The organism is Caulobacter sp. GW821-FHT11A05 (genome assembly GCF_058809015.1).
Window position 1 is genome coordinate 14360 of sequence record NZ_JBXASF010000025.1, and the last position, 25518, is coordinate 39877.

General features: G+C 70.2%; 24 protein-coding genes. 14 read left to right on the forward strand and 10 right to left on the reverse strand.

All coding sequences use genetic code 11. The annotated features are described in order from the left end of the window. Nucleotides 1-2: 2 nt before the first annotated feature. Nucleotides 3-1010: a helix-turn-helix domain-containing protein gene (locus AC1RSK_RS23230; protein WP_492910065.1), complete on the forward strand. Its 1008-nt coding sequence runs from the start codon at nt 3-5 to the stop codon at nt 1008-1010. A gap of 32 nt (nt 1011-1042) precedes the next feature. Here the strand turns inward: AC1RSK_RS23230 and ygfZ are convergent, their stop codons facing one another. After that, complete coding sequence (gene ygfZ, locus AC1RSK_RS23235) at nt 1043-1825, reverse strand: CAF17-like 4Fe-4S cluster assembly/insertion protein YgfZ (protein WP_492910066.1); 783 nt, start codon at nt 1823-1825, stop codon at nt 1043-1045. Between the two features lie 68 nt (nt 1826-1893). Here ygfZ and AC1RSK_RS23240 point away from each other — a divergent pair, with 68 nt between their 5' ends. Both AC1RSK_RS23240 and AC1RSK_RS23245 read left to right on the forward strand, forming a co-directional pair. Next, nucleotides 1894-2934: a glycosyltransferase family 9 protein gene (locus AC1RSK_RS23240; protein ID WP_492910067.1), complete on the forward strand. Its 1041-nt coding sequence runs from the start codon at nt 1894-1896 to the stop codon at nt 2932-2934. A gap of 142 nt (nt 2935-3076) precedes the next feature. Next, on the forward strand, nt 3077-4414 hold the full coding sequence (locus AC1RSK_RS23245) for a dihydroorotase (RefSeq protein ID WP_492910068.1): 1338 nt from the start codon (nt 3077-3079) through the stop codon (nt 4412-4414). Nucleotides 4415-4475: 61 nt separating this feature from the next. Here AC1RSK_RS23245 and AC1RSK_RS23250 read toward each other — a convergent pair whose 3' ends face one another. Then, a complete protein-coding gene (locus AC1RSK_RS23250; RefSeq protein WP_492910069.1) occupies nt 4476-4733 on the reverse strand; it encodes a type II toxin-antitoxin system ParD family antitoxin in 258 nt (85 codons plus the stop codon). Between the two features lie 130 nt (nt 4734-4863). Between AC1RSK_RS23250 and AC1RSK_RS23255 the strand changes: the two genes are divergently transcribed. From AC1RSK_RS23255 to AC1RSK_RS23270, 4 genes are all read left to right on the forward strand, one after another. Beyond that, nucleotides 4864-5214 (forward strand): YciI family protein, encoded by a 351-nt coding sequence (locus tag AC1RSK_RS23255; RefSeq protein WP_492910070.1) that lies wholly within the window; start codon nt 4864-4866, stop codon nt 5212-5214. A 2-nt stretch (nt 5215-5216) separates the two neighbouring features. Continuing rightward, nucleotides 5217-6422, forward strand: a complete 1206-nt coding sequence (locus AC1RSK_RS23260; protein WP_492910071.1) for an RNA polymerase sigma factor — start codon at nt 5217-5219, stop codon at nt 6420-6422. A 218-nt stretch (nt 6423-6640) separates the two neighbouring features. Beyond that, nucleotides 6641-8425: a feruloyl-CoA synthase gene (locus AC1RSK_RS23265; RefSeq protein ID WP_492910072.1), complete on the forward strand. Its 1785-nt coding sequence runs from the start codon at nt 6641-6643 to the stop codon at nt 8423-8425. 3 nt (nt 8426-8428) lie between these two features. Beyond that, nucleotides 8429-9124 carry a VIT1/CCC1 transporter family protein gene (locus tag AC1RSK_RS23270; RefSeq protein WP_492910073.1) on the forward strand — a complete coding sequence of 232 codons (696 nt, stop codon included), beginning with the start codon at nt 8429-8431 and terminating at the stop codon, nt 9122-9124. On the opposite strand, the gene AC1RSK_RS23275 is transcribed toward AC1RSK_RS23270, so the two are convergent. Next, nucleotides 9121-9771: a lysoplasmalogenase family protein gene (locus AC1RSK_RS23275; RefSeq protein WP_492910074.1), complete on the reverse strand. Its 651-nt coding sequence runs from the start codon at nt 9769-9771 to the stop codon at nt 9121-9123. The two genes, AC1RSK_RS23270 and AC1RSK_RS23275, sit on opposite strands and share 4 nt — an antisense overlap. A 560-nt stretch (nt 9772-10331) precedes the next feature. Between AC1RSK_RS23275 and AC1RSK_RS23280 the strand changes: the two genes are divergently transcribed. Then, nucleotides 10332-11870 (forward strand): acetolactate synthase large subunit, encoded by a 1539-nt coding sequence (locus AC1RSK_RS23280; RefSeq protein WP_492910075.1) that lies wholly within the window; start codon nt 10332-10334, stop codon nt 11868-11870. Between the two features lie 174 nt (nt 11871-12044). On the opposite strand, the gene AC1RSK_RS23285 is transcribed toward AC1RSK_RS23280, so the two are convergent. Continuing rightward, complete coding sequence (locus AC1RSK_RS23285) at nt 12045-13913, reverse strand: DEAD/DEAH box helicase (protein WP_492910076.1); 1869 nt, start codon at nt 13911-13913, stop codon at nt 12045-12047. A gap of 131 nt (nt 13914-14044) precedes the next feature. On the opposite strand from AC1RSK_RS23285, the gene AC1RSK_RS23290 reads away from it, so the two are divergent. Further along, entirely contained in the window at nt 14045-15046 is a 1002-nt protein-coding gene (locus AC1RSK_RS23290) for an LLM class flavin-dependent oxidoreductase (protein ID WP_492910077.1), read from the forward strand. Between the two features lie 149 nt (nt 15047-15195). Here AC1RSK_RS23290 and AC1RSK_RS23295 read toward each other — a convergent pair whose 3' ends face one another. After that, nucleotides 15196-15675: a GNAT family N-acetyltransferase gene (locus AC1RSK_RS23295; protein ID WP_492910078.1), complete on the reverse strand. Its 480-nt coding sequence runs from the start codon at nt 15673-15675 to the stop codon at nt 15196-15198. A gap of 189 nt (nt 15676-15864) precedes the next feature. On the opposite strand from AC1RSK_RS23295, the gene AC1RSK_RS23300 reads away from it, so the two are divergent. The 3 genes from AC1RSK_RS23300 to AC1RSK_RS23310 all read left to right on the forward strand — a co-directional run bounded on the left by AC1RSK_RS23300 (nt 15865) and on the right by AC1RSK_RS23310 (nt 19332). Beyond that, nucleotides 15865-17142 (forward strand): MFS transporter, encoded by a 1278-nt coding sequence (locus tag AC1RSK_RS23300; protein ID WP_492910079.1) that lies wholly within the window; start codon nt 15865-15867, stop codon nt 17140-17142. 66 nt (nt 17143-17208) lie between these two features. Continuing rightward, nucleotides 17209-18126 carry an SDR family NAD(P)-dependent oxidoreductase gene (locus AC1RSK_RS23305; RefSeq protein ID WP_492910080.1) on the forward strand — a complete coding sequence of 306 codons (918 nt, stop codon included), beginning with the start codon at nt 17209-17211 and terminating at the stop codon, nt 18124-18126. A gap of 9 nt (nt 18127-18135) precedes the next feature. Beyond that, nucleotides 18136-19332, forward strand: a complete 1197-nt coding sequence (locus tag AC1RSK_RS23310; protein WP_492910081.1) for an acetyl-CoA C-acetyltransferase — start codon at nt 18136-18138, stop codon at nt 19330-19332. A gap of 17 nt (nt 19333-19349) precedes the next feature. On the opposite strand, the gene AC1RSK_RS23315 is transcribed toward AC1RSK_RS23310, so the two are convergent. The 5 genes from AC1RSK_RS23315 to AC1RSK_RS23335 form a co-directional block, all read right to left on the reverse strand. Next, the gene (locus AC1RSK_RS23315; RefSeq protein ID WP_492910082.1) at nt 19350-19673 is read right to left on the reverse strand and encodes a hypothetical protein; all 324 of its coding nucleotides are present in this window, start codon (nt 19671-19673) and stop codon (nt 19350-19352) included. A 173-nt stretch (nt 19674-19846) separates the two neighbouring features. Next, complete coding sequence (locus AC1RSK_RS23320) at nt 19847-20701, reverse strand: SDR family oxidoreductase (RefSeq protein WP_492910083.1); 855 nt, start codon at nt 20699-20701, stop codon at nt 19847-19849. Then, the gene (locus AC1RSK_RS23325; protein ID WP_492910084.1) at nt 20698-21666 is read right to left on the reverse strand and encodes an oxidoreductase; all 969 of its coding nucleotides are present in this window, start codon (nt 21664-21666) and stop codon (nt 20698-20700) included. Before AC1RSK_RS23325 ends, AC1RSK_RS23320 begins: the two co-directional genes overlap by 4 nt. Before the next feature lie 156 nt (nt 21667-21822). After that, nucleotides 21823-22605 carry an enoyl-CoA hydratase-related protein gene (locus AC1RSK_RS23330; protein WP_492910085.1) on the reverse strand — a complete coding sequence of 261 codons (783 nt, stop codon included), beginning with the start codon at nt 22603-22605 and terminating at the stop codon, nt 21823-21825. Further along, nucleotides 22602-23045, reverse strand: a complete 444-nt coding sequence (locus tag AC1RSK_RS23335) for a MarR family winged helix-turn-helix transcriptional regulator (protein WP_492910086.1) — start codon at nt 23043-23045, stop codon at nt 22602-22604. Before AC1RSK_RS23335 ends, AC1RSK_RS23330 begins: the two co-directional genes overlap by 4 nt. 134 nt (nt 23046-23179) lie before the next feature. Between AC1RSK_RS23335 and AC1RSK_RS23340 the strand changes: the two genes are divergently transcribed. Then, complete coding sequence (locus AC1RSK_RS23340; RefSeq protein ID WP_492910087.1) at nt 23180-23809, forward strand: hypothetical protein; 630 nt, start codon at nt 23180-23182, stop codon at nt 23807-23809. A 94-nt stretch (nt 23810-23903) separates the two neighbouring features. Then, entirely contained in the window at nt 23904-25517 is a 1614-nt protein-coding gene (locus AC1RSK_RS23345) for a pectate lyase (protein ID WP_492910088.1), read from the forward strand. Nucleotide 25518: the final 1 nt, after the last annotated feature.

Sequence of the window (25518 nt, forward strand, 5' to 3'; positions counted from 1 at the left end):
TCATGGCGCTGGATACCGGCGGGGTTACGTCTTTGTATCGCACGGGTGAGTACGATCCTTCATCGGACGCGACGCGCAGCGATGCGCCGTCCCTGCAGGACGGCCACGACGTCGGCGCCGCCCTCAAGGCCGTCCGCCAGTTCCAGGGCGTCACCCTGCAGGACCTGGCCGACGCCACCCGCATCCGTCAGACCTATCTGGCCGCCCTCGAGGACATGCGCCTCGACGAGCTGCCCTCGCGCCCCTTCGCCATCGGCTATGTGAAGGCCTACGCCCGTCACCTCGGCCTCGACGTCGACGAAGCGGTCGAACGCTTCCGCAATGACAATCCCGAGCACGACGAGGGCCTGCGCGCGCCGGTCGGCGTGCGCAAGGAGCGCGATCCGCGCCTGGCCCTGATCATCATCGCCGGCCTCTTGATCGGCGCCGCCATCCTGCTGTGGAACGTGGCCCAGCGGGCCATCGCCGAAAAGGCCCCCAGCCAGGCCGTCGTCGCCGAGACCCAGGTTCCGGTCATCCCGTCCACCGACACCGGCGGTCCCATCCAGGTCGGCGCCGCCATCCCGCCGCCGGTGGAATCGACGACCCCCGACGCCTATGTCACGCCCGGCATGGCCGGCAACGGCGACGGCGCCGACACCGCCGCCAAGCTGGCCGAGGTTCCGGGGCTGTCGCTGCCGCTCGGCACGGCGTTCAAGGCCGAAGGCCAAGTCTACGGCGCCCCGGCCGGCGCGCCCATCAGCTCACAGGTGATCGTCAAGGCCCGCCGCAACGGCACCTTCGAGGTCAAGGGCCCCGACGGCTCCAACTACTTCACCCGCGTCCTGCAGCAGGGCGAGGCCTACCGCGTTCCGGCTCTCAAGGGCCTGACCGTGACGGTCAGCGACCCCGGCCTGTTCCAGGTCTTCGTCGCCGGCCGCTACACGGGGCCGTTGCCGGGCCTGATCACCCAGACCGCCAAACTGACCGAACAGGCTCCGCCTCCCATTCCGGCGACGCCGGCGCAGTAAGAATTCTCCCTCCCCTTTATGGGGAGGGAGGGCTACAGCGCCATCCACTCAGGGCGCAGCACTTCCGCCGCCCGACCCTCAACCGTCAGCGCCCCGTCGATCCGGTCCAACCGCATCAGCCCCAGCGCCAACCCTTCGACCCCCGACCCCGCCACGCCCGCCCGCAGCTCACCCTTCAGCACCTCGGCCCCCGCCGCCGGCGCCGGCCCGTCGAACCTGAGCGGCAGCATCCGGCTCTTCACCACGCCGCGCCGCTTCATCCGGCTGGTCGTCTCCTGGCCGACAAAGCAGCCCTTCTTGAAGTCGATGGCGTTCAACAGGTCGAGGTTGGCCTCGATGGGATAGGTGGCGTCGTCGCCGAAGTCGGCCATGTCCGGCACGGCCAGCGCGATGCGGTGCGCATCCCAGTCCGCCCGGCTCGCCGTGTCGGCGACCTCCAGCCCGTACCCGCGCCAACCCAGCGCCGGCAGTCTCGGATCGACGATCCAGCCCGCCCCAGGATTATCCCCAAACGCCGCGAACACCCCCGCCTCGTCCGGCCCGATGATCACCTTCGACCGCAGCCGGTACATCGTCAGCCGGCGGATCAGGTCCTCGCGCCGGTCGGCCGCCACCTCGATCAGCGCCCCGTCCTCGGTCCCGAGGATGAACAGGTCGACCAGCAGCCGTCCTTGCGGCGTGAGCAGCGCTCCGTACCTCAGCGCGCCGGCAGCCAGGGTCTCGACGTCTTGGGTCAGCAAGCCTTGCAGGAACCCGCGCCAGTCCTCGCCGCTGACCCGCACCAGCGCCCGGTCGGTCAGCCTCAGTTGCGACATCGTCATGCGTCCATAAGTGGCGCGCGTCGCATTGGAGCGCCAGAGGCAACCCGGTTACTATCCCGCAAATGGCCTCAACGCCCTTCCCGATTCTCTTCATTGGTCCCGGCCGCATCGGCGACGCCGTGCTCAGCTCCGGCCTGATCCACAGGCTGGCGCGCGAGATCCCGCACGCCCGCTTCACCATCGCCGTCGGCCCCGCCGCCGCGCCGCTGTTCGCCGACGTCCCCGGCCTCGACCGCCTGATCGTCATGGAGAAGCAGAAGGGCAGCGGCCACTGGTTCAAGCTGTGGAACCAGGTGCGCCACACCGCCTGGGGCCTGGTCATCGACATGCGCGGCTCGGCCGTCTCCAGCTTCATCCGCAGGAAGCGCCGCGCCGTGCACAGGAAAAGTCACGGCGAACCGGTCCACAAGGTCATCGAGGCCGCCCGCCTGCTGCAGATCGACGACGATCCGCCCGCCCCCTATCTCTACGTCTCCGACGAACGCCAGGCCGCCGCCGACGCCCTGATCGGCGAGGCCCGCCCGATCCTGGCCATGGGCCCGGCCGCCAACTGGTTCGGCAAGACCTGGCCGCTCGACCGCTTCGCCACCACCGCCAAGCGATTGATGTCTGATGACGGCCCGCTGGCCGGCGGCCGGCTGGTCATCCTTGGCGGGCCGGAGGACGTGCGCTACGTCGACGAGCTGCGCCGCTCCCTGCCGCGCGACCAGTGCCTGGACCTCACCGGCCAGCTGGACCTGCTCACCGCCTACGCCCTGCTCAAGCGGGCCCGCCTCTTCGTCGGCAACGACTCCGGCCTGATGCACCTGGCCGCCGCCGCCGGTTGCCCGACCGTCGGCCTGTTCGGTCCCTCCGACGACCGCCTCTACGCCCCCTGGGGCCCGCACACCCGCGTCGTCCGCGGCCCGCGCAGCTTCGAACAGTTCAAGGAGGTCGACCCCGGCCTCAACCAGACCATCGGCCACATGCTCGACCTGCCGACCGAGGCGGTGATCCTGGCGGCGAATGAGCTGCTGAAGGCGACGGAAACCCTTGATCCTTCTCCCGCTTGTCGGGAGAAGGTGGCCCCGGAGGGGTCGGATGAGGGCAGCGCCGACCTTTGAAGGTTGGCGCTGACAATCACTGACCTCCGGCGCTGCCCTCATCCGTCGGCGCAGTTCATCCTCGGGCGCGCGCTTCGCGCGACCCGGGGGCCGCCACCTTCTCCCGACAAGCGGGAGAAGGAACCAAGAGGAGCGCCGCCCGATGCCCAATACCTACGACCTGATCGTCCGCGGCGGCGAGGTGCTCAACCACTCCGGCCGCGGCCGCGCCGACATCGGCGTCCGGGCCGGCAAGATCGCCGCCATCGGCGACCTCTCCCAGGCCAGCGCCGGCGAGACCTTCGACGCCGCCGGCCTCACCGTCCTGCCGGGCGTCATCGACAGCCAGGTCCACTTCCGCGAGCCCGGCCTGGAATGGAAGGAAGACCTGCAAACCGGCGGCCGGGCGGCCGTGCTCGGCGGGGTCACCGCCGTCTTCGAGATGCCCAACACCGAGCCGACCACCACCGACCCGGACGCCCTGGCCGACAAGCTGGCCCGCGCCAAGAACCGCATGGACTGCGACCACGCCTTCTACATGGGCGGCACCCACGAGAACGCCGCCTTCTTGGGCGAGCTGGAACGCCTGCCCGGCTGCTGCGGCGTGAAGGTGTTCATGGGCGCCTCGACCGGCACCCTGCTGGTCGCCGACGACGAGGGCGTCGAGGCCGTCCTCAAATCCATCAACCGCCGCGCCGCCTTCCACAGCGAGGACGAATACCGCCTGGCCGAGCGCCGCCCCCTGGCCCGCACCGGCGACTGGACCAGCCACCCGGAAGTGCGCGACGCCGAATCCGCCATCCGCTCGACCGAACGCCTGGTCCGCCTGGCCCGCAAGGTCGGCCGCCGCATCCATGTGCTGCACGTCACCACCAAGGAAGAGATCGCCTTCCTCGCCCACCACAAGGACGTCGCCTCCGTCGAGGTCACCCCCCAGCACCTCACCCTGCACGGCCCGGAAGCCTACGAACGCCTCAAGGGCCTGGCCCAGATGAACCCGCCGATCCGCGGCCTGGAGCATGTCGAGGGCCTCTGGGCCGAAGGCATCGGGGCCGGTGTCGCCGACGTCCTCGGCTCCGACCACGCCCCCCACACCCTGGAGGAAAAGGCCCGGCCCTATCCGGCCTCGCCCTCCGGCATGCCCGGCGTCCAGACCCTGGTTCCGATCATGCTGAACCACGTCGCCGCCGGCCGCCTCAGCCTGGAGCGCTTCGTCGACCTGACCAGCCACGGCCCCCAGCGCGTCTTCGGCATCGCCGGCAAGGGCCGCCTGGCCGAGGGCTACGACGCCGACCTGACCATCGTCGACCTCAAGGCCAAACGGGTCCTGACACACGCCGACATGGCCACCCGCAGCGGCTGGACGCCGTTTGACGGCATGGAGGTCACCGGCTGGCCGATGGCCACAATCATTCGGGGACGGGTCGTGATGCGCGAGGACGAGGTCGTGGCCCCGGCGCTGGGCGAGCCGGTGCGGTTCCAGGAAACGCTGGGCGCCTAGAACGGCTCGGGTGTGATTTCGTCCTGATCGACGATGGCCTGCCGCGTCTGGACGACACGGCTCATTCGGCGGCGAGCTTGGCCGCCAGACGGGCGCGGCCCCGGGCCTTCACGTCCTCGATGGAGGCTTCGTCGAGGTCGCCGGCGTCGCCGCTCTCGAGACCAAGCTCGATGTCGCGCTTCAGCAACTGATGCTTGGTGTCCTGAGCCTCAAGCAGGCGCACAGCCTCGGCCATGGCCTCGGTCGCTGAGGCGAATCGGCCCGATCTCACCGCCTGTTCGATGAAGGCCTGCTGTTCCTGACTGAGCGAAACGTTCATGGCGCGATCCTAGCAGAAAACGCGTGCTTGTGCGATTTCCGCGGGCCCTGTCGAATCCGCGACAGCCCGCCCGTCTATGCTATCAGACGCGGGCGCTGCGCCCCGTCGCAGCCAAACGGGGACCAATCCCATGCAGTACATGATCCTGATCTACGAACCCGAGTCCGCCTACCAGGGGGCCAACGAAGCCACCCTGACCGAGATCGTCGGCAAGCACATGGCGCTCTCCAAGGAACTGCGCGAACTGGGCCTGCTGGTCTCCGGCGACGGCCTGCAGACCACCGACACCGCGACCACCGTCCACAACGGCCCCGGCGGCGTCCAGACCGTGCACGACGGACCCTTCGCCGAGACCCGCGAACAGCTCGGCGGCTACTATCTGATCGACGTCCCCGACCTCGACGCCGCCCTGACCTGGGCCAAGCGCATGCCGGTGGTCGAGGGCGGCAAGGTCGAGATCCGCCCGATCATGATCTACTGAGCATGGAGGGGCGGCTGATCGAAGCGGCGCGCGGCCGCGTTGTCGCCGCCCTGGCCGCCCGCTTCCGCGACCTCGACCTGGCCGAAGAAGCCTTCGCCGAAGCCGCCGCCAGCGCCGTCGAGGCCTGGCGGCGCGACTTCCCGGACGATCCGCCCGCCTGGCTCTGGCGCACCGCCTTCCGCAAGGGGCTCGACGCCGTCCGCCGGGCGAACACCCGCACGAAGGCCCTTCACGACGCTCCGCCGCCGCAGCCCACGCCTGAAGACGCCATGATCGCCGCCGACCAGCCGATCCCCGACGAACGCCTGCGGCTGATCTTCGTCTGCTGCCACCCGGCGCTTGGGCCCACCGCCCGCATCGCCCTGACCCTGAAGATCGTGCTCGGCCTCTCCACTGACCGCCTGGCCCGCGCCTTCCTGGTCGCGGAAGCCGCCATGCTCCAGCGCATCACCCGCGCCAAGAAAAAGATCGCCGCCGCCGGCGTGCCGTTCGAGATCCCCGGCCCCGCCGCCTGGCCCGAGCGCCTCGACGCCGTCCTCGGCACCCTCGAAGTCGCCTACGCCCAGGCCTACGAGGACGCCGCCCTGACCAGCGAGACGGCCGCTGCGTTCGCGCCGGAAGTCCTGCGCCTCTCCGGCCTCCTCGCCGACCTGCTGCCCGAGGAGCCGGAGGTCCTCGCCCTCGCCGCCCTCGTCCGCTTCGCCGAGGCCCGCCGTCCCGCCCGCCTCGACGAGACCGGCGCCATGGTCCCGCTGTCCCTGCAGGAACCGCACCTGTGGCGCGGCGATCGCATCGCCGAGGGCGCGGCGCTGCTCGACCGCGCCGCCGACCTCGCCCGGCCCGGCCCGCGCCAGATCCTCGCCGCGATCCACGGCGCCCACCTGTCGCGCCAGGAAACCGGCGTTACGCCCTGGGGCGACATTGCCCGCCTCTACGACGCCCTGGTCATGCTGCGTCCCGGCGCGGTCAGCGCGGTCAACCGCGCCGTCGCCTACGCCGAGGCCTACGACCCCGACACCGGCCTGCGCGCCTTCAACGCCATCACCCCGCAACCCAGCTGGCTCCCCTGGCAGGCCGCCCGCGCCTGGCTCCTCGACCAGACCGGCCAGCGCGCCGCCGCCGCCAGCGCCTACGACGCGGCGCTGGCGTTGGACCCACCGCCGGCTGAACGGCTGTACCTCGAACGCCAAAGGCGGCGGCTGGCGTAGTTTTCGCTCTCCCCCGCTTGGCGGGGGAGTGGCTTTGGCGAGCGCTGCAAGCGAGCCAAACCGAGGGGGTCTCCGCCGCCGGTGCAGGAGGAACCTCCCCAACCGCTGGTGGGGCCCCGCCTCCTGGTCCGTCGCTCACGCTCCGAACCGTCCTCCGCCCCCTCTCGGGGGCGGAGAGCGACTACCCCGCAATCCCGGCGCATGGCATAGGAGCCGACATGGACGGCAGCCAGACCCCCGCACCCTTCCGCGACGCCCGCTACGCCCCGCGCCGGCTCGACATCGAGCGCCGCGACGACGGAACAATCGTCCTGACCAACCCCACCCCCTGGTCGGACAGATTCCTCACCACCACCGCCGCCCTCGACTTCTGGGCCGTCGAGGCGCCGGACCGCGTCTGGCTGGCCGAACGCGACGGCGACGGCTGGCGCACCGTCACCTACGCCCAGGCCCACGCCCAGGTCGCCGTCCTGGCCGGGGCCCTCAAAGCCCTCGACCTCCCCGCCACCCGACCGCTGCTGATCCTCGCCCGCAACGGCGTCGACCACGCCCTGATCTCCTACGCCGCCATGGGCCTGGGCATCCCCATCGCCCCGGTCTCGCCGCAGTACGGCCTGAAGGGCGCCGATCTGGCCCGCCTCGAATACGCGGCCCAGGTGCTGCAACCCGCCGCCGTCTACGCCGACGACGCCGAGGCCTTCTCCGGCGCCCTGGCCGCGCCCTTCCTGGCCGGCCTGCCGGTCATCGCCAGCCGCAACCCCCGCCCCGGCGACATCCCCTTCACCGAGGCGCTCAAAGCCGCCCCCGCCGCCTTCATCGCCACCCCGGGCGACATCGCCAAGCTGCTGCTGACCAGCGGCTCGACCGGCCGGCCCAAGGCCGTCATCTGCACCCACCGCAACGTCTCGCTGAACGGCGCCCAGATCACCGCCTGTTTCGACGACCCCGATCCGCCGGTGGTCGTCAACGCCGCCCCCTGGAGCCACAGCCTCGGCGCCAACGCCATCCTGCACATGGTCCTGCACCGGGGCGGCACGCTCTACATCGACGCCGGCCAGCCGACCCCCGGCCGCTTCGCCGAGACCGTGCGAAACCTCAAGGACATCTCGCCGACCTACCACAACATGGTCCCGGCCGGCTGGGGCCTGTTCGTCACCGAACTCGAACGCGACGAGGCCCTCGCCCAGACCTTCTTCGCCCGCGTCCGCGTGCTGCAGTACGGCGGCGCCTCCATGGCCCAGTCGATCCTCGACCGCGTCCAGGCCGTGGCCACCCGTGTCTGCGGCCACCGCATCACTTTCGCGACGGGGTACGGCTCCACAGAGACCGGCCCCACCGCCTGCAACATCCACTGGCACAACGCCCGCTCGGGCATGTGCGGCCTTCCGGTTCCCGGCACCTCGGCCAAGCTGGTCCCGGTCGGTGAAAAGCACGAGATTCGCGTCAAGGGCCCGCAGATCAGCCCCGGCTACCTGGGCGAGCCCGACCTCTCGGCCGCCGCCTTCGACGAGGAGGGCTACTACCGCCTCGGCGACGCCGCCCGCCTGGCCGACGACGCCGACCCCGAGGCCGGCCTGGTCTTCGACGGCCGCCTGGTCGAGAACTTCAAGCTGGCCAGTGGCACCTTCGTCGCGGCGGGCGCCTTACGCGTCGCTGCCGTCTCGGCCATCGGCGGCGCCGTCTCCGACGCCGTCGTCTGCGGCGAAGGCGAGGAGGGCGTCGGCCTGATGCTGTTCCTCGACCCGGCCTACAACGCCCGCCACAGCCCGGCCGAAACCCGCGCCGCCATCGAGGCCGGCCTGACGAAGATGAACGCCGCCTCCAAGGGCGGCGGCGGCCGCATCTGGCGCGCCCTGATCCTCGACGGCGCCCCCGACGCCGCCAGCGGCGAACTGACCGACAAGGGCTACATCAACCAGGCCCTGGCCCGGGGACGGCGGCCGACGGAGCTGGCGCGACTGTTCGCGGCGGAGCCTGATGAGGGTGTGATGGTGTTCGGTTAGCCCATGGCCCGCCTGCACCGAGAGACCCACCGTATCGACCGAGTCGGCTGGCTGCGAGCCGCCGTGCTGGGCGCCAACGACGGCATCGTCTCGACCGCCAGCCTGATCGTCGGCGTCGCGGCGGCCTCGCAGGGCAGGGGCCCCATCCTGGTGGCCGGGGTGGCGGCGCTGGTCGCCGGGGCCATGTCGATGGCGGCGGGGGAATATGTCTCGGTCAGTTCGCAGTCCGACACCGAACGGGCCGACCTCGCTAAGGAGAAGGGCGAGCTGGAAACCCAGCCCGAGATGGAGCTGGAAGAGCTGACCCAGATCTACGTCGCCCGCGGCGTCGAGGCCGGCCTCGCCCGTCAGGTCGCGGCCCAGATGACCGCCCGGGACGCGCTCGGCGCCCACGCCCGCGAGGAGCTCGGCATTTCCGAGGCCACCACCGCCCGGCCGATCCAGGCGGCCCTGACCTCGGCCGCCACCTTCGCGGCCGGCGCGGCTCTGCCGCTGCTGCTGGCCGTCATCGCGCCGCTCGCGATGCTGGTTCCGGCGGTGTCGGTCTCCTCGTTGCTGTTCCTGGCCCTGCTCGGCGGCATTGGCGCCCGGGCCGGCGGCGCGCCGGTGCTGAAGCCGGTCCTGCGGGTGACCTTCTGGGGCGCCGTGGCCATGGCCCTGACGGCGGGGGTGGGCGCTCTGTTCGGGGTGGCGGCCTAGGCGGTCTCTTCGGCCAGCCTCCCGCTGACCCCCAGGCAGATCATTGTCTGCCCGACGAAATACAGTCCCCAGACCGCCAGTCCGACGGCGAAGCTCGGCTCGATCCGGCCCATGCGGGCGAAGATCAGCAGGTCGGAGACGAGGAACATCACCGCCCCCAGCCCGGTCCACAGTCGCGGAAAGCGGCTGATCCAGGCGCAGGCGGCCATGGCGGAAAGGCCTGTCGCATAGAGGGCGATGCCGGGCGCCTGGGCGCGGTCGGTGGGCAGCAGATAGGCGATGGTCACCGTCGCAGGGACCAGCACGATGGCCAGCAGCAGCTGGCTGCGGGTGAGGGCAGGGCGGCGGTTGCGCAGGTAGAGGCCGATGGCGACCAGGTGGCCGGCCAGGAAGGCCAGGGCCCCCACCGTGAAGTTCACCCCCAGCAGCACGTCGCCGGCCATCCCCAGGGCCATCACCGCCGCCAGCAGCCAGCCATCGAGGCTCCCCGCCCGCAGCGCCGCATAGACGGCCAGGAAGCCGACGCCGGTTCCCTTCCAGGCCAGATCCCAGGCCGGCGGCAGGTCCAGGTTCCAGGCCAGGACGTAGCTGGTCCCGCCAATGACGGCGGCGAGCAGCGCCAGTTTCGCAAGCCTGTCTCTGGTCATCGCGGTCCCCTCCCGCCCGGCATAGCGCCAAACGGCTCCCGCCGAAAAGCCTTCCGACCGGCCGATGGAAGCGGGGACACATTGAATTGCCGCCATCGCCGGCGCCAAGGCCGCTCCGGGCGTTGCGCGGCAATTCAATGTGTCCCCTCTACCCCTGGCGACCCCGTGAAACCCTCGCCCGCCGGGGGCTGGAGCAATATGTCTAGACATATTCACCGCCCTTTCACCGCCCCCGAGGGGCCCCGCCAGGCCCGGCGCCGCGGGCGTAGGTCGCCGCGGCGCGTTTTCGACCAACCTTCGCAGCGCATCGACCAACCCACCGACCAACGCTCCGGCCCACAGGCGCAGCCATCGAACCCACGCCAAAGCCAACGTTTCCGGGCGTTTGGCCGGTTCTCCGGGGCTTTCAAGCGGCAGCGCCTTTTTTGTGGGTCCGGCGACCGGCGGTATAATGGGTGGCCGCTTCGATAACCGGGTCAGCGGGGCGATCTCGCCGCGCGGCCGCCATTCCCTCAGCGCGCGGAATCCGGCATGACCTCCCCAACGAGGAGACATCCCCCATGAACGGCGCCGACGCCCTGATCACCACCCTCTGCGACAACGGCGTCGAGGCCTGCTTCGCCAACCCGGGCACCAGCGAGATGCAGTTCGTCTCGGCCCTGGACCGCGAGCCGCGCATGCGGCCCATCCTCTGCCTGTTCGAGGGCGTCGCCACCGGCGCCGCCGACGGCTACGGCCGCATCGCCGGCAAGCCGGCCTGCACCCTGCTGCACCTCGGCGCCGGCTACGCCAACGGCGGGGCCAACCTGCACAACGCCCGCCGCGCCGCCACCCCGGTGGTCAACGTCATCGGCGACCACGCCACCTACCACCGCCAGTACGACGCCCCGCTGAACAGCGACATCGCCGGCTGGGCCGCCCCCAACAGCCTGTGGGTCAAGTCGGCCGAATCCGCTGACGAAGTGGGTCCCCTGGCCGCCGAGGCCGTGCAGGCCAGCTTCGGCGCCCCCGGCGGCTGCGCCAGCCTGATCCTGCCGGCCGACACCGCCTGGCTGGAGACCACGGTCCTCGGCCCGAAACTGGAGCCCGCGCCCCGCGCCAAGGTCACCACCGACGAGGCCGCCGCCATGGCCGCCCGCCTCAAGGCGGCGAAGAAGCCCGTCATCCTGATGGGCGGCTCCTGCAGCCGCGAGGCCGGCGTCGCCGCCGCCGCCCGTGTCGCCACCGCCGGGGTGCGCATCCTCATCGACACCTTCGTCGCCCGCCATTCGCGCGGCGCCGGCCGCTTCGCCCCCGACCGGCTGCCCTACTTCGGTGAGATGGCCCTCGCCGACCTGGAGGGCGTCGACCTGATGGTGCTGGTCGAGACGACCATGCCGGTCGCCTTCTTCGCCTATCCCGACCGCCCCAGCGTGCTGGTCCCCGAAGGCTGCGAGCTGGCCAGCCTCTGCGGCAAGGACGCCGACGGCCCGGCCGCCCTCAACGCCCTGGCCGACGCCCTTGGCTGTCCCGCCCACGGCCCGGTGGTCGAACAGGCCCTGCCCGCCGCCCCGGCCGGCCGCCTTGACCCCCATTCCATCGGCGCCGCCATCGCCCGCCACATGCCGGAGGGGACCCTGATCTCCGACGACGCGGTCACCGCCGGCCTGCCGATCTTCACCCAGACCAAGTCGGCCCGCGCCCACGAGTGGCTCTGCCTGACCGGCGGCGCCATCGGCCAGGGCATCCCGCTGGCCATCGGCGCGGCCGTGGCGGCCCCGCACGCCAAGGTGCTCAGCCTGAACGGCGACGGGGCGGCGATGTACACCGTGCAGGGCCTGTGGACGATCGCCCGGGAGAACCTCGACGTCACGACCGTGGTCTTCGCCAACCACGCCTACCGGATTTTGGGCATCGAGCTGGGGCGGACCGGGGCGGGGAACCCAGGGCCGGCGGCCAAGACGCTGCTGGACCTCAGCAACCCGAAGATCGACTGGCAGCAGATCGCCGGCGGCCTGGGCATTCCGGCAGAACGCGCCACGACGGCCGAGGAGTTCGACGCGGCCTTCGAACGGGCGATGACCCAGCGCGGTCCGCGCTTCATCGAGGCGGCGCTGTAGGAATCCTTCTCCCGCTTGTCGGGAGAAGGTGGCCCCCGAAGGGGGTCGGATGAGGGCAGCGCAGATGCCGGACGAAGAGCGCTGGAGGCCACATCCCTGGCCGCCGATGCCGCCCTCATCCGGCCGCTACGCGTCCACCTTCTCCCGACGAGCGGGAGAAGGGCTGTGCCAAGGCTAAGGCTTGCGCTTCTTGAACGCCGCCTTGCCGGGAGGCGGGCCTTTGAAGGGCGGCTTCTTGTCGAAGGGCTTCTTTTCGAACGGCTTCTTCTCGCCATAGGGCTTGCGCGGACCGCCGGGGCCAGCGCCCGAGCGGGTCGCCGGACGCGGGGCGGGGCCGGCCGGGCGCGGCGAACGGGTGTCGCCCACGCCCGGCGCGCTCGACGGCTCGATCTTCACGTCTTCCCGCGAGGTGGCCCGCACCGCTTCGGCGAACCGCACCGACGCCTCGGCGCTGATCTCGAACTTGGTCTCGTTGTCGAAAATCTTGATCGAGCCGACGTCCTTCTTGGTCACATGGCCCAGGCGGCAGATCATCGGCAGGATCCACTTGGGATCGGCGTTCTTGCCCCGGCCGACGTTGAGCCGGAACCAGATGCCGTCGGTCATGCCGCCTTCGCGCGGTTCGCGCGGCGCGTATTCCGCCCGCTCGGGACGGTCATAGCCGCCGCGCGGCGCTTCGGAACGTTCCGGCCGCTCGCGTGGCGCACCTTTGGCCGGACGGGCGTCGGCGCCGCGGCCGTCGTCGTACAGGTCTTCCGGCTCGGGCAAGCCGCCGCGTTGCAGCCGCATGAAGGCCCCGGCGATCTCTTCCGGCGTCTTCTGCTGCAGCAGCAGCGCGCCGAGCGCCATGTCCTCCTCGCCCACGGGCTCGAAGGTCATCGCCGTTTCCAGCATCCGCTGCTTGTCGCGTTCGCGGATCTCCTCGGCTCCGGGCGGGCCGCTCCAGCCGGCGTCGATGTTGGCCGAGGCGAACAGCATCTCGGCCTTGCGGCGGCGGGTGTAGGGCACGATCAGCACAGCCGTGCCCTTGCGCCCGGCCCGGCCGGTGCGGCCCGAGCGGTGCATAAGGGTGGCCTTGTTCTGCGGCAGGTCGGCGTGGATCACCAGGCCAAGGTCGGGCAGGTCCAGCCCGCGCGCCGCCACGTCGGTGGCGACACAGACCCGGGCATGGCCGTCGCGCAGGGCCTGCAGGGCGTCGGACCGCTCCCGCTGGGAGAGTTCGCCGGACAGGCCGACGACGGCGAAGCCGCGTTCCTTCAGGCTGGCCTGCAGGTGGCGCACGGCCTCCCGCGTGTGACAGAAGACCAGGGCGCCGGGGGATTCGAAGTAGCGCAGCACGTTGACGACGGCATGTTCCACCTCGTTCGGCGCCACGCGGACGGCGCGATAGTCGATGTCGACGTGCGGCTGGTCCTTGCTGGTGGTGTCGATGCGCAGGGCGTCGTTCTGGAACTTGCGGGCCAGGATGGCGATGTCCTTGGCGATGGTCGCCGAGAACAGCAGGGTGCGGCGCTCTTCCGGGGCCGTCTCGAGAATGAATTCCAGGTCCTCGCGGAAGCCCAGGTCCAGCATCTCGTCGGCCTCGTCGAGGACGACGACCTTCAGGCTGGTCAGTTCCAGGTTGCCGCGTTCCAGGTGGTCGCGCAGGCGGCCGGGGGTGCCGACGACGATGTGGGCCCCGAAGTTCAGGGCGCGGGCCTCGGCGCGGGCGTCCATGCCGCCGACGCAGGAGACGATCTTGGCGCCGGTCTTGGCGTACAGCCAGGTCAGCTCGCGCTGCACCTGGATGGCCAGTTCGCGGGTCGGGGCGATGATCAGGGCCAGGGGCGCGTCGGCGCGGCCGAAGCGCTCGGCTTCCCCGAGCAGGCTTTCGGCCATGGCGATCCCGAAGGCGACGGTCTTGCCCGAACCCGTCTGGGCGCTGACCAGCAGGTCCTGGCCGTCGGAGGCTTCCAGCACGGCGGACTGAACGGAGGTCGGGGTTTCATAGCCGCGCTCAAGGAGCGCCGCGTCGAGGGCGGGGTGGCTGGCGGGGAAGGTCATTCAGGGTCGTTTCATGGTGCAGTGCACAATGGCGCACGCGGGAGGGCGGGGCTGATACGCTCTATTGGCACAAAACGCCAGCTTTGCCTGAGTTCCTCCCCCATTCGGGGGAGGATCACTATATGCAACCCATGACCAAGCTCTCCGTCCTCGACCTCGCCCCCATCGTCCAGGGCGGCGACGCGGCCCAGGCCTTCGCCAACAGCGTCTCCCTCGCCCAGACCGCCGAGCGGCTCGGCTACGAACGCTTCTGGCTGGCCGAGCACCACAACATGAAGGGCATCGCCAGCGCCGCGACCAGCATCGTCATCGGCCATGTGGCGGCCCAGACGAAGTCCATCCGCATCGGGGCCGGCGGCGTCATGCTGCCCAACCACGCGCCGCTGATCATCGCCGAACAGTTCGGCACCCTTGCCTCGCTCTACCCGGACCGCATCGACCTGGGCATCGGCCGCGCCCCCGGCACCGACCAGCTGACCGCCCAGGCCCTGCGCCGCAACCTGTCGGGCAACATCGACCAGTTCCCGCGCGATGTTCTGGAGATCATCCAGTACCTGGGGCCCGACAACCCCGACGCCCGCGTCCGCGCCGTGCCGGGCTATGGCACCAACGTGCCGGTCTGGATCCTCGGCTCCAGCACCTACGGCGCCCAGCTGGCGGCGGCGCTGGGCCTGCCCTACGCCTTCGCCTCCCACTTCGCGCCGGGCGAGCTCGACTTCGCCCTGGAACTCTACCGCCGCCAGTTCCGGCCCTCGGAGCACCTCGACAAGCCCTACGTCATGGCCGGCTTCAACATCTTCGCCGCCGACACGACGGCCGAGGCGCAGCTGCTCTTCACCTCCCTGCAGCAGGCCTTCGTCAACCTGCGCACCGGCAACCCCGGCCAGCTGCCGCCGCCGGCCCCCGGCTACGGCGAACGCCTCGACCCCCAGGCCGCCGGCATGCTGGCCAATGCCCTCAGCTGCGCCGCCGTCGGCGACCGCGACGTCGTCCGCGCCGGGCTTGAGGCCTTCATCGCCCGCACGGGGGCTGACGAGGTCATCGTCACCGCCCAGATCTTCGACCATGCGGCGCGTCTGAAGTCGTTCGAGATCGCCGCGGAGGTGCATGCGGGGCTGGCGAAAGCCGCTTAGCCTGTCGAGGGCTCCCGACCGTCGGGGGCAGATAATCCGGGGACACTATATAGATTTCCGTTGGTGACGGCGGCCGCGGCAACAGCGATGGCTGGAAATCTATATAGTGTCCCCGGATTATCTGCTGCACCGCCGACGCCGCGGCCTGATCAGACCCGAGCCAGCCCTTCCGGTGCAACCGCGCCATCCGTCAGCGGCTTCCACAGCACCCGCCGCTGGTCCACCGGCCCCGGCATCACCACGCCCGAGGCGGCGACAAAGCCCATCCGGCTGAAGTACGGCGCATCCCCGACTAGGAAGACGCTTCCCCAGCCCGCCGTCTTCGCCGCCTCGCACGCCCGCCCCACCAGCTGGGCGCCGATGCCATGCTTGCGCTCATCAGCCTCGACCGCGATCGGCCCCAGGAACACGCTCACGCCGTCGCCGACCTTCACCGGCCACATCCGCACCGACCCCAGCAGCGCCTCGCCCCGCCAGGCGCTGATCGACAGCGCCGCGATCAGCCGGTTGCCCTCGCGCAGGCGTTCGGCCGCCTTGGCATAGCGGCCAGGGCCGAACGCCCGGTCGGTGAGGGCGAGGATGGCGGCGGCGTCGGCCGACGCTTCGGGGCGGTAGGCGATGTCGGTCATGGGCTCGGCGAAAAGGAACAGGGACAGGGGCCCCGCCGGCCAGGCCGGGGAGCGGTCAACGGCGCCCGGGTCGGACGCGGAAGGTGGTTCGTCGCAGAGTCTTCATCACGGCGCGGCCAATAGGGCCCCCGCGATCCAGCGTCAACGGCGTTGCGGCGGCGGCCCCTACAGGCCAAGCTAGGCGGGCCCATGAGCGACTCCCCCGATACAGCGCCGCCGCCGTCCGAAAGCTCCATACGCGCCCTGCTGGGCCAGCGGGACTTCGTCTTCTTCTGGCTCTCGCGCTGGACCGCCGTCCTCGGGGTGCAGATCCAGAGCGTGGCGCTCGGCTGGCACGTCTACGACATCGCCCGCCGCACCATGGACGTGAAGCAGTCGGCGCTGATGGTCAGCCTGATCGGCCTGGTGTCCTTCGTCCCCGTCCTGCTGCTGGCTCTGCCGGCCGGGGAGGCGGCCGACCGCTACAACCGCCGCCGCATCCTGATCCTCTGCTACATCGTCGAGATCGCCGTCGCCGCCGGCCTGTTCGCCGCCGCCTTCTGGAACCGCGAGACCATTCCCATCCTGCTCGGCGCGGCCGTCGTCTTCGGGGCGGCCCGCGCCTTCTTCGCGCCGGCCAACACCGCGCTCGGCCCCATGCTGGTGCCACGCGCCCTGCTGCCCCGCGCCATCGCCTGGAACTCGCTGGCTTGGCAGACCGCCTCGATCATCGGCCCGGCCCTCGGCGGCCTGTTGATCGCCGTCTCGCTGAGCGCCCCCTACGCCGCCGCCCTGATCCTCTACCTGGTGGCCGGCTTCTGCGTCCTGATGGTGCGCGGCAACGCCCAGCCGCAGCTGCAGCCCGGCTCCCGCTGGTCCCTGATGAAGGAAGGCCTGGCCTACGTCTGGAACAACAAGATCGTCTTCGGGGCCATCTCGCTCGACCTCGCCGCCGTCATCCTCGGCGGAGCCACGGCTCTCTTGCCGGTGTTCGCCCGCGACGTGCTGGTGCTGACGCCGGAGCAGCAGGCCTGGGCCTTCGGCGTACTGCGCGCCTCGCCGGCCATCGGCGCCGCCTCCGTCGCCGTCTACCTGGCCGCCAATCCGATCCACCGCCGGGCCGGGCCGATCATGTTCCTGGCTGTCGCCCTGTTCGGCGTCTTCACCATCGTCTTTGGCCTGTCCAGCTATCTGTGGCTGTCGGTCGCCGCCCTGGCCATCCTTGGCGGAGCCGACATGGTCAGCGTCTATGTCCGCCAGACCCTGATCCAGCTGGCCACCCCCGACCATATGCGCGGCCGGGTCGCCACCGTCTCCAGCCTGTTCATCGGCGCCTCCAACGAGCTGGGCGAGTTCGAGACCGGCCTCGTCGCCCGCTTCCTGGGGCCCGTCGGGGCGGCGGTGTTCGGCGGGGTTGGGGCCCTGGCGGTCACCGGCCTGTGGGCCTGGATGTTCCCGTCCCTGCGCAAGGCCGACCGGCTGGTCTGAGCTCTTGCGTGACCCAAGGTACGACCCTTAAACCCGATCCCAACAACCGTTTGAGGAGACGAGGTCATGGGCGTTCTTGCGGGCAAGGTCGTGATCGTCACCGGCGCCGCCGGCGGCATCGGCAAGGAATGCGCGCTGCTGGCCGCCCGCGAGGGCGCCAAGGTGGTGGTCAACGATCTCGGCGGCAGCGTCGGCGGCGGCGACGAGGGCGACGCCGGTCCCGCCCAACAGACCGCCAACGAGATCAAGGCGGCCGGCGGCGAGGCGGTCGCCAACTCCGACAGCGTCACCAGCATGGCCGCCGTCAAGGGCATGGTCGAACAGGCCAAGGACGAGTTCGGCGGCCTGCACGCCATCATCAACCCGGCCGGCATCCTGCGCGACAAGATGTTCCACAAGATGGACGACGAGGACTGGGACCGGGTCATCGAGGTCCACCTGCGCGGCGCCTATAACGTCTCCCGCGCCGCGGTCGAACTGTTCCGCGACCAGCAGGAAGGCTCCTACGTCCACTTCACCTCGACCTCGGGCCTGATCGGCAACATCGGCCAGGCCAACTACGCCGCCGCCAAGCTGGGCGTCATGGGCCTCTCCCGCATCCTGGCGATGGAGGGGGCGCTGAAGAACGTCCGCTCCAACATCATCGCCCCCTTCGCCTGGACCCGGATGATCGCCACCATCCCGGTCAAGGACGAGGCCTCGGCCCAGCGCGTCGCCCGCATGCAGAATGCGATGCGCGCCGACCAGGTCGCCCAGCTGGCCGTGGCGCTCGCCTCGCCGGAAGCCAAGGACGTCTCCGGCCAGATCTTCGCCGTGCGCGGCAACGAGGTCATCCTGTTCGACCAGCCCCGGCCGATCCGCAACATGGCCAATACGCAAGGCTGGACCCCCCGCTCGCTGCTCGACATCGCCCTGCCGGCCATGAAGAACAGCTTCTTCGACGCCGGCGCCAGCGCCAGCGTCTTCCCCTACGACCCGATCTAGGACCAGCCCATGCGCCGCGCCGCTATCGTCAGCCCCCTCCGCACCGCCGTCGGCAAGTTCCAGGGGTCGCTCGCCAGCATGACCGCCGGCGAGCTGGGCGGAACCATCATCAAGGCCCTGGTCGAGCGCACCGGCATCGATCCGGAACGCATCGACGATGTCACCTTCGCCCACGGCTATCCCAACGGCGAAGCGCCCTGCATCGCCCGCTGGTCGGCGCTTCAGGCCGGATTGCCGATCGGCGTCCCCGGCGTCTCCATGGACCGCCGCTGCGGCAGCGGCCTGCAGGCGGTCATCGACGCCGCCATGCGCATCCAGACCGGGGCCGCCGACGTGGTGCTGGCCGGCGGCGTCGAGAGCATGAGCAACGTCGAATACTACTCGACCGACATGCGGAACGGGGCCCGCGCCGGCTCGGTGACCATGCATGACCGCCTGGCCCGCGGCCGGGTGATGAGCCAGCCGGTCGAACGCTTCGGCGTCATCAGCGGTATGATCGAGACCGCCGACAACCTGGCCCGCGACTACCAGATCAGCCGCGAAGAGGCCGACGAATACGCCGTCATGAGCCACCAGCGCGCCGCCAAGGCCTGGGCCGAGAACCGCTTCGCCGACGAACTGGTCCCCGTCTCGGTCAAGCAGAAGAAGGGCGATCCCATCGTCTTCGCCCATGACGAAGGCTACCGCGCCGACGCCACGATGGAATCGCTCGGCAAGCTGCGCGCCCTGGAGAAGGACGGCGTCGTCACCGCCGGCAACGCCAGCCAGCAGAACGACGCCGGCGCCGCCTGCCTGGTGGTCGCCGAGGACAAGCTTGAGGAACTGGGCTTGGAACCGATCGGCTGGTTCCACAGCTGGGCGGCCGCCGGCTGCGAGCCCTCGCGCATGGGCATCGGCCCGGTGCCGGCCGTCGAGCGGCTGTTCGCCCGCAATGGCCTTTCCTGGAGCGACATCGATCTGGTCGAACTCAACGAAGCCTTCGCCCCGCAGGTGCTGGCCGTGCTCAAGGGCTGGAACTGGGACGACCGTGACAAGCTCAACGTCAACGGCGGCGGCATCAGCCTGGGCCACCCGATCGGCGCCACCGGCGGTCGCATCCTGGCGAACTTGCTGAACGAGATGCGCCGCCGCGAGGTCCGCTACGGCCTGGAGACCATGTGCATCGGCGGCGGCCAGGGCATCGCGGCGGTGTTCGAGCGGGCTTAGAGCCCGCTCGAGACCGGCTACATCTTCGGCGCGCTCGTCAGGCTGCGGCGGGAAAGGTCATCGAGTCCTTCCTTGGCGCTGGCTTCCTCGGCCGCCCATTCCCCGGCCGTCCGGCAGACCTTCTTGCCCGGAGTCCGTGAGCCGGTCGGGATCAGCCGCTTGCAGACCATCCGCGACTTGTCGTCGTCCTTGGCCTTCTTGGAGTCGACCGCGACCGGCGTGACCGTGGTTGGATCGGTCGCCAGTCGCAGGGCGCCGGAACTGGCCATCGCCGGGGCGGCTAGGCAGGCGATCGCCGCCATCGAGAGCAGGGCGGGGGTGACCAGAGTGCGGATGGTCATCGTCGTTCTCCTCGCCCAGCGACCACCGCCGGCGTTCTGCCTCTTGTTGACCGTGCTGTTGAGCCGTTTTCAGCTCACGCCTGGCGTCGTCCGTCTGCCCTCTCAGGCAAGCGTCCAGCGAACACGGTCCGCCGAAAGCGCCGATTGATCAAGACCCGATGCTCCCAATGGGATCAGCCGATCTTCACCCCGGGCGGCGGCGGCATGGTCTCCGGCACGAAGAAGTCGGGCATCAGCGGTTGGCTGGGGTCGACACGATAGCCCTCGAAATCCCGCACCCCCTCCTCGTAGAGGAAGCTGTCGTCGATCAGGAAGTTGCCGGTGAAGCTGGCCGCCGGCTTGTTGAAGATGGCGTAGGCGGCATCGGCCATGATCTCCGGCGTTCGGCACATCCGCATGCCCGCGTCGCCGGCCAGGGCGAACTGGATGGCGGCGGTGGCGATGCCGGTGCGCGGCCACAGGCCGTTGAAGGCGATCTGGCCGCGGTACTCGTCGCTCATCCCCAGCATGCACAGGCTCATGCCGTACTTGGCCATGGAATAGGCCACATGCCGCCCGAACCAGTGGGGCGCCAGGTCGAGTGGCGGCGACAGCGCCAGCACATGCGGATTGGCCGCCTTCTTCAGGTGCGGGATGCAGGCCTTGGAGGTCAGGAAGGTCCCCCGCGCATTGACCTGGTTCATCAGGTCGAACCGTTTCATCTCCGTCGCCTCGGTCCCGGTCAGCTGGATAGCCGAGGCGTTGTTGACGCAGATGTCGATGCCGCCGAACGCCGCCACGCACTTCTCGACGCCCGCGTAGACGGAGGCCTCGTCGCGCACATCGACGATCAGCGGCAGCGCCTTGCCGCCCGCCGCCTCGATCTCCTCGGCGGCGCTGTAGATGGTCCCCGGCAGGTGCTTGTGCGGCTCGGCCGTCTTGGCGGCGACGGCGATGTTGGCCCCGTCCCTGGCGGCCTTCAGCGCAATGGCCAGGCCGATGCCCCGGCTGGCCCCGGTGATGAAGAGGGTCTTTCCGGCGAGGTTCATGCGCCCGCCCCCGTCGTCTCCACCGACAGCGCCCACAGCCGCTCGGCGCTCTCCGGGTTCAGCGCGTGCGGCATGACCCCGGCCCGCGGGTTCTCCTTCGACCAGGCCACGGCCTGGGCGCAGTCCTCGAGATACAGCCCGCCGACCCCCTCAAGTTCCGGCCCGACCGCCGCCCAGACGCTGGTGCTGGCGCCCTGCTCGGTAGTCTTGAACCCCGTCACCGGCTTGTCGTCCGCATCCAGCCAGCCCATCGCCCGCTGCTCCTCGATCGGCAGGTGGCGCTGCAGAGGGGTCATGATGCCGCCCGGCATGACGGCGTTGGCGGTGACGCCCTGGTCCTTGAACCGCCTGTTGAAGCCGACCGCAAACAGGGCGTTGGCCGTCTTGGCCTGGCCATAGCCGGCCCATTTCTCATAGTCGCCCTGGCGGAAATGGGGGTCGTCCCAGCGGATGTCGCTGCGCACATGGCCGATCGACGACAGCGACACCAGCCGCGAGGTGTGGCCCGTGGCCTTGGCGCCGGCGATCAGCGCCGGCGTGAGCAAGGCGGTCAGCAGGAAGTGGCCGAAATGGTTGGTGCCGATCTGCATCTCCAGCCCGTCCTTGGTGTGATCCAGCGGACAGGCCATGACGGCGGCGTTGTTGATCAGGATGTTCAAGGGCTTGGCGCCCCAGCGCGCGCCGAACGCCCGGATCGAGGCGAAGTCCGACAGGTCGAGCATCTCGAAGCTCACCTTGCCCTCGGCGGTCTTCTCGATGTCGGCGATGGCCGCCGCCGCCAGGTCCGGCTTGCGCGCCGCGATGACGACGTCGGCGCCGGCCTCGGCCAGGGCCCGCACGGTCTCGACCCCGATGCCGGTGGCGGCCCCGGTGACGATGGCGGTCAGGCCGGAGAGATCATGCCCGGCGACCACCTCGCGGGCGGTGGAGTAGCGCTGGAAGGGCGAAGTGATGCGGTCGCTCATGGGTGTTTCCTCTCGTTGTTATTATCTCTGATTTCCGCTCATCCCGGCGAATGCCGGGACCCAGATTCAGCCGCGGTAGTCGGCGGTCCCATCCGAAGAGCTGGTGCTCAGGCGGCTGGGTCCCGGCATTCGCCGGGATGAGCGGAAGCAAACAAATCAGGCCACCTTCGAAAAGTCCGCCGGCCGCTTCTGGAAGAAGGCCGCGAAGGCTTCCGCCGCCTCGGCGGTCTGCAGCCGCTCGCCGAAATAGCGGCCCTCCAGGTCCATCAGCTCGGAAATCTTCGCCGCGTCGCGCATCAGCCGCTTGGTCACCTTCAGCGCCCCGATCGGCCGCTTGGTCAGGGCCACGGCCGCCGCCAGCGCCGCCGCCTCCACCTCGCCGGCCGGCAGGCAGCGGTAGGCCACCCCCAGCCGCTCGGCCTCCGCGCCCATCATCGCCTCGCCCAGCGCGAACATCGCATAGGCCCGGGCATGGCCGATCCGCTGCGGCAACAGCCAGCTCGAGGCCGCCTCCGGCACCAGGGCCAGGCCGACGAACGGCGTCGTCAGTTTAGCCTCGGGCGCGACGAACACCAGGTCGCAATGCAGCAGCATGGTCGTCCCGACCCCGACGCCCAGTCCGCGCACCGCCGCCACCAGCGGCTTCTCGGCCCGGGCCAGGCCCTTGAGGAACCGGGTGACGTTGCGGTCAAGTCCCGAGCGGCTGGTGTCGGCTGAAGCGTTCTGCGCCGCGAAGTCCATCAGGTCGTTGCCGGCCGTGAAGGCCTCGCTGCTGGAGTTGAACAGCACGCAGCGGATGGCCGGGTCGTCCTGCGCCCGCTCCAGCCCGTCGGCCAGCACCCCGTACATGGCGTCCGTGATGGCGTTTTTCTTGTCGGGCCGGTTGAAGGTCAGGGTCATCACCCCGTCTTCGACTTTGCACAGGATATGGTCGGTCATTTGCTGTCTCCCTCGGGGAACCGCTGCTGCAGATTGGTCAGCCAGCGGGCGATGATGTCCACCTCGGCTTCGGAGAAGCCGTCGGTGATACGGGCGTTGATGCTGTCCAGGCCGCTCTTGGCGTAGTCGCGGGCGGCCAGGCCCTTGTCGGTCATGTGGATGCGCTGGGCGCGGCGATCTAGCGGATCGGGCCGCCGCTCGACCAGCCCGGCCCGCTCCATGCGGTCGATCAGCCCGGTCATGGCGCTGGGGGCGGCGTCGAGGGCCTCAGCCGCCTCGCCGATCAGCGCCCCGTCCCGCTTCGCAAGAAAGAACAATACCCCCGACTGCGCCGAGGTCAGTCCGCCCTTGGCCGCCATCTCGGCCTCGATCCAGCGCTGCACCCGCCGGTTGGCGGCGCTGAGCAGGAACATCAGCCGGCGGTTGGGAGGCGTGGCCATGGCGCCGTTATATGCTTCGTATGCGAAACATCAAGTTCGTGTGCGAAATAAATCAAAATCGCGCGTAGGTCGTGATTCGTGGAATTCACGCTCAGAATGCTCTAGGCCTTGCGCCTCGCAGAGGGGGCAAACGCATGACCGACATCCAGCTGAATTTCATCAACCAGACCACCGATCCCGACAATTCTGAAATCCTCATGTTCCAGCAGAACGTCTCCCCCTGGATGTACGGGACCCCGGTTGCCTGGAGGGTGATCCAGAACAGCAGTCCGGGCCAGCAGGCGACCATCACCTTTCCCACCGACCTGCAGATCGCGGTCACCGACAGCTGGGGCAACCACACCCCGGCGGTCGACGCCCAGGCCGGACAGATGTTCGTCATGCGCTCGACGCCGACCGGCCCGCAGCTGGTCTACGATCGCCCGGCGCCCCAGCCGGGGGAGATCTGCCTGTTCAACGCCCTGCCCGAGGGGGCGATCACCGTTCAGGTCTATCGCGGCGGCCGGCTTCTCGCGACCGGGACCGGGTTGGCGCCGCAGCAGACCGCCACCTTCAATTTCAACCACCGCATCTGCATTGGGCCGAGCCAACAGGTGGTCGAGGGGCAGGCGCTGACCTCCGCCGCCATTGCCAACGTCAACACGGAACTCGACCTGATAGGCGTCACGTCGGCCAACATCGTCATGGCCGGCGGCGGGTCGGGCCCGAGCGCCACCCCCTTCACCTTCACCCTGCAACCGACGCCGACCGCTCCAGCGACCTGATCGAGCCGGACGCGAGAGCTCGCGCCAACGGATGACGCTTCAAGACACCGGTGTCATGGTGCTAAGAGCAGGATGGTTCACCGGGGAGTCTCCAATGCCTTTGTCACGTCGCGCCGTGCTGATCACGGGGGCTGCGCTCGCCGCCATGCCGGCGGCGGCCATCGCCTCCAACCCCGACCGCGACGCCATCCTCGCCGCCATGAAACGGGCCTCGAAGTTCATGACCGACGAGGCCTCGGTCGGCGGCGGCTACGTGTGGTCGGCGCTGCCCGACTTCTCCCGCCGCTGGGGCGAGCTGGAGGCGGCGCCGACCATGATCTGGGTCCAGCCGCCCGGCACGGCCACCATGGGCCACCTGTTCCTCGACGCCCTGCACGCCACCGGCGACGCCTGGTACTACGAGGCCGCCAGATCGGCCGCCGACGCCCTGGTCCGCGGCCAGCACCCCAGCGGCGGCTGGAACTACGTCATCGACACCGCCGGCGAGGACAGCCTGAGGCGCTGGTACGAGACCTTCGGCGCCAATGCCTGGCGGATGGAGGAATTCCAGCGCTACTACGGCAACGCCACCTTCGACGACGCCGGCACGGCCGAGGCCTCCCAGCTCCTCCTGCGCCTCTACCTGGAAAAGCGCGACCGCAAGTATCGCGCGCCGCTCGAGCGGGCCATCGCCTTCGTCCTCGACAGCCAGCACAAGACCGGCGGCTGGCCCCAGCGCTGGCCGGCGGTCGCCGACGGCGGCCTGCACGGCCACCCCGACTACACTGGCTACCTGACCTTCAACGACGATGTGGCCGGCGAGAACATCAAGTTCCTGATCTTCTGCTACCAGACGCTCGGCGAAAAACGCCTGCTGCCGGCCATCCACAAGGCCATGGACTGCTTCCTCGCCTGCCAGCAGCCCGCCCCCCAGGCCGGTTGGGGCCTGCAGCATCACCCCGACACCCTCAAGCCGGCGGCCGCCCGCACCTATGAGCCGGAGGCCTTCGCCACCCACACCACCGCCAGCAACATCGAGGCGCTGTTTGGCTTCTACCGCCTGACTGGCGATCCAAAGTACCTGGCCCGCATCCCCGAGGCCCTGGATTGGCTGGACTCGGTGCGCCTGCCGGTGGCCCTGCACCGCGACGGCCGCGAGCACCCCACCTTCGTCCAGCCGGGAACCAACAAGCCCCTCTACGTCCACCGCAAGGGCTCCAACGTCGTCAACGGCGCCTACTACGCCGACGGCAACCCCAACGAGACGGTGATCCACTACTCCTCGTTCCGCGCCGTCGACACCGCCCGCCTGCGCGCCGAACACGCCCGGCTCGCGGCCCTGCCGCCGGCCGAGGCCGCCAAGGGCTCGCCGCTGCTCTCCAAGTCCGGCTCGGCCCCGCTGCCGAAGTACTTTACCCTGGCCGACGTCGCCGTCTCCGACATGACCAGCGACGCCAAGCGCACCCGCGACGTCTCGCCCGCTGCGGTCGCCAAGCTGATCGGCGACCTCAACGACCGCGGCTACTGGCCGACGCCGCTGAAAGCCGTCAGCAACCCCTACATCGGCCCCGGCTCAAAGGACGTCGCCCCCGGCGAATACCGCCTGACCCGCGTCGGCGACGCGTCGGATACCTCGCCGTATATTACCGACTATCCGGTCATGGGCGTCTCGACCGGCGAGTACATCAAGAACATGGGCGCCTTCATCGAGGCGCTGGAGGGCGGCTGAG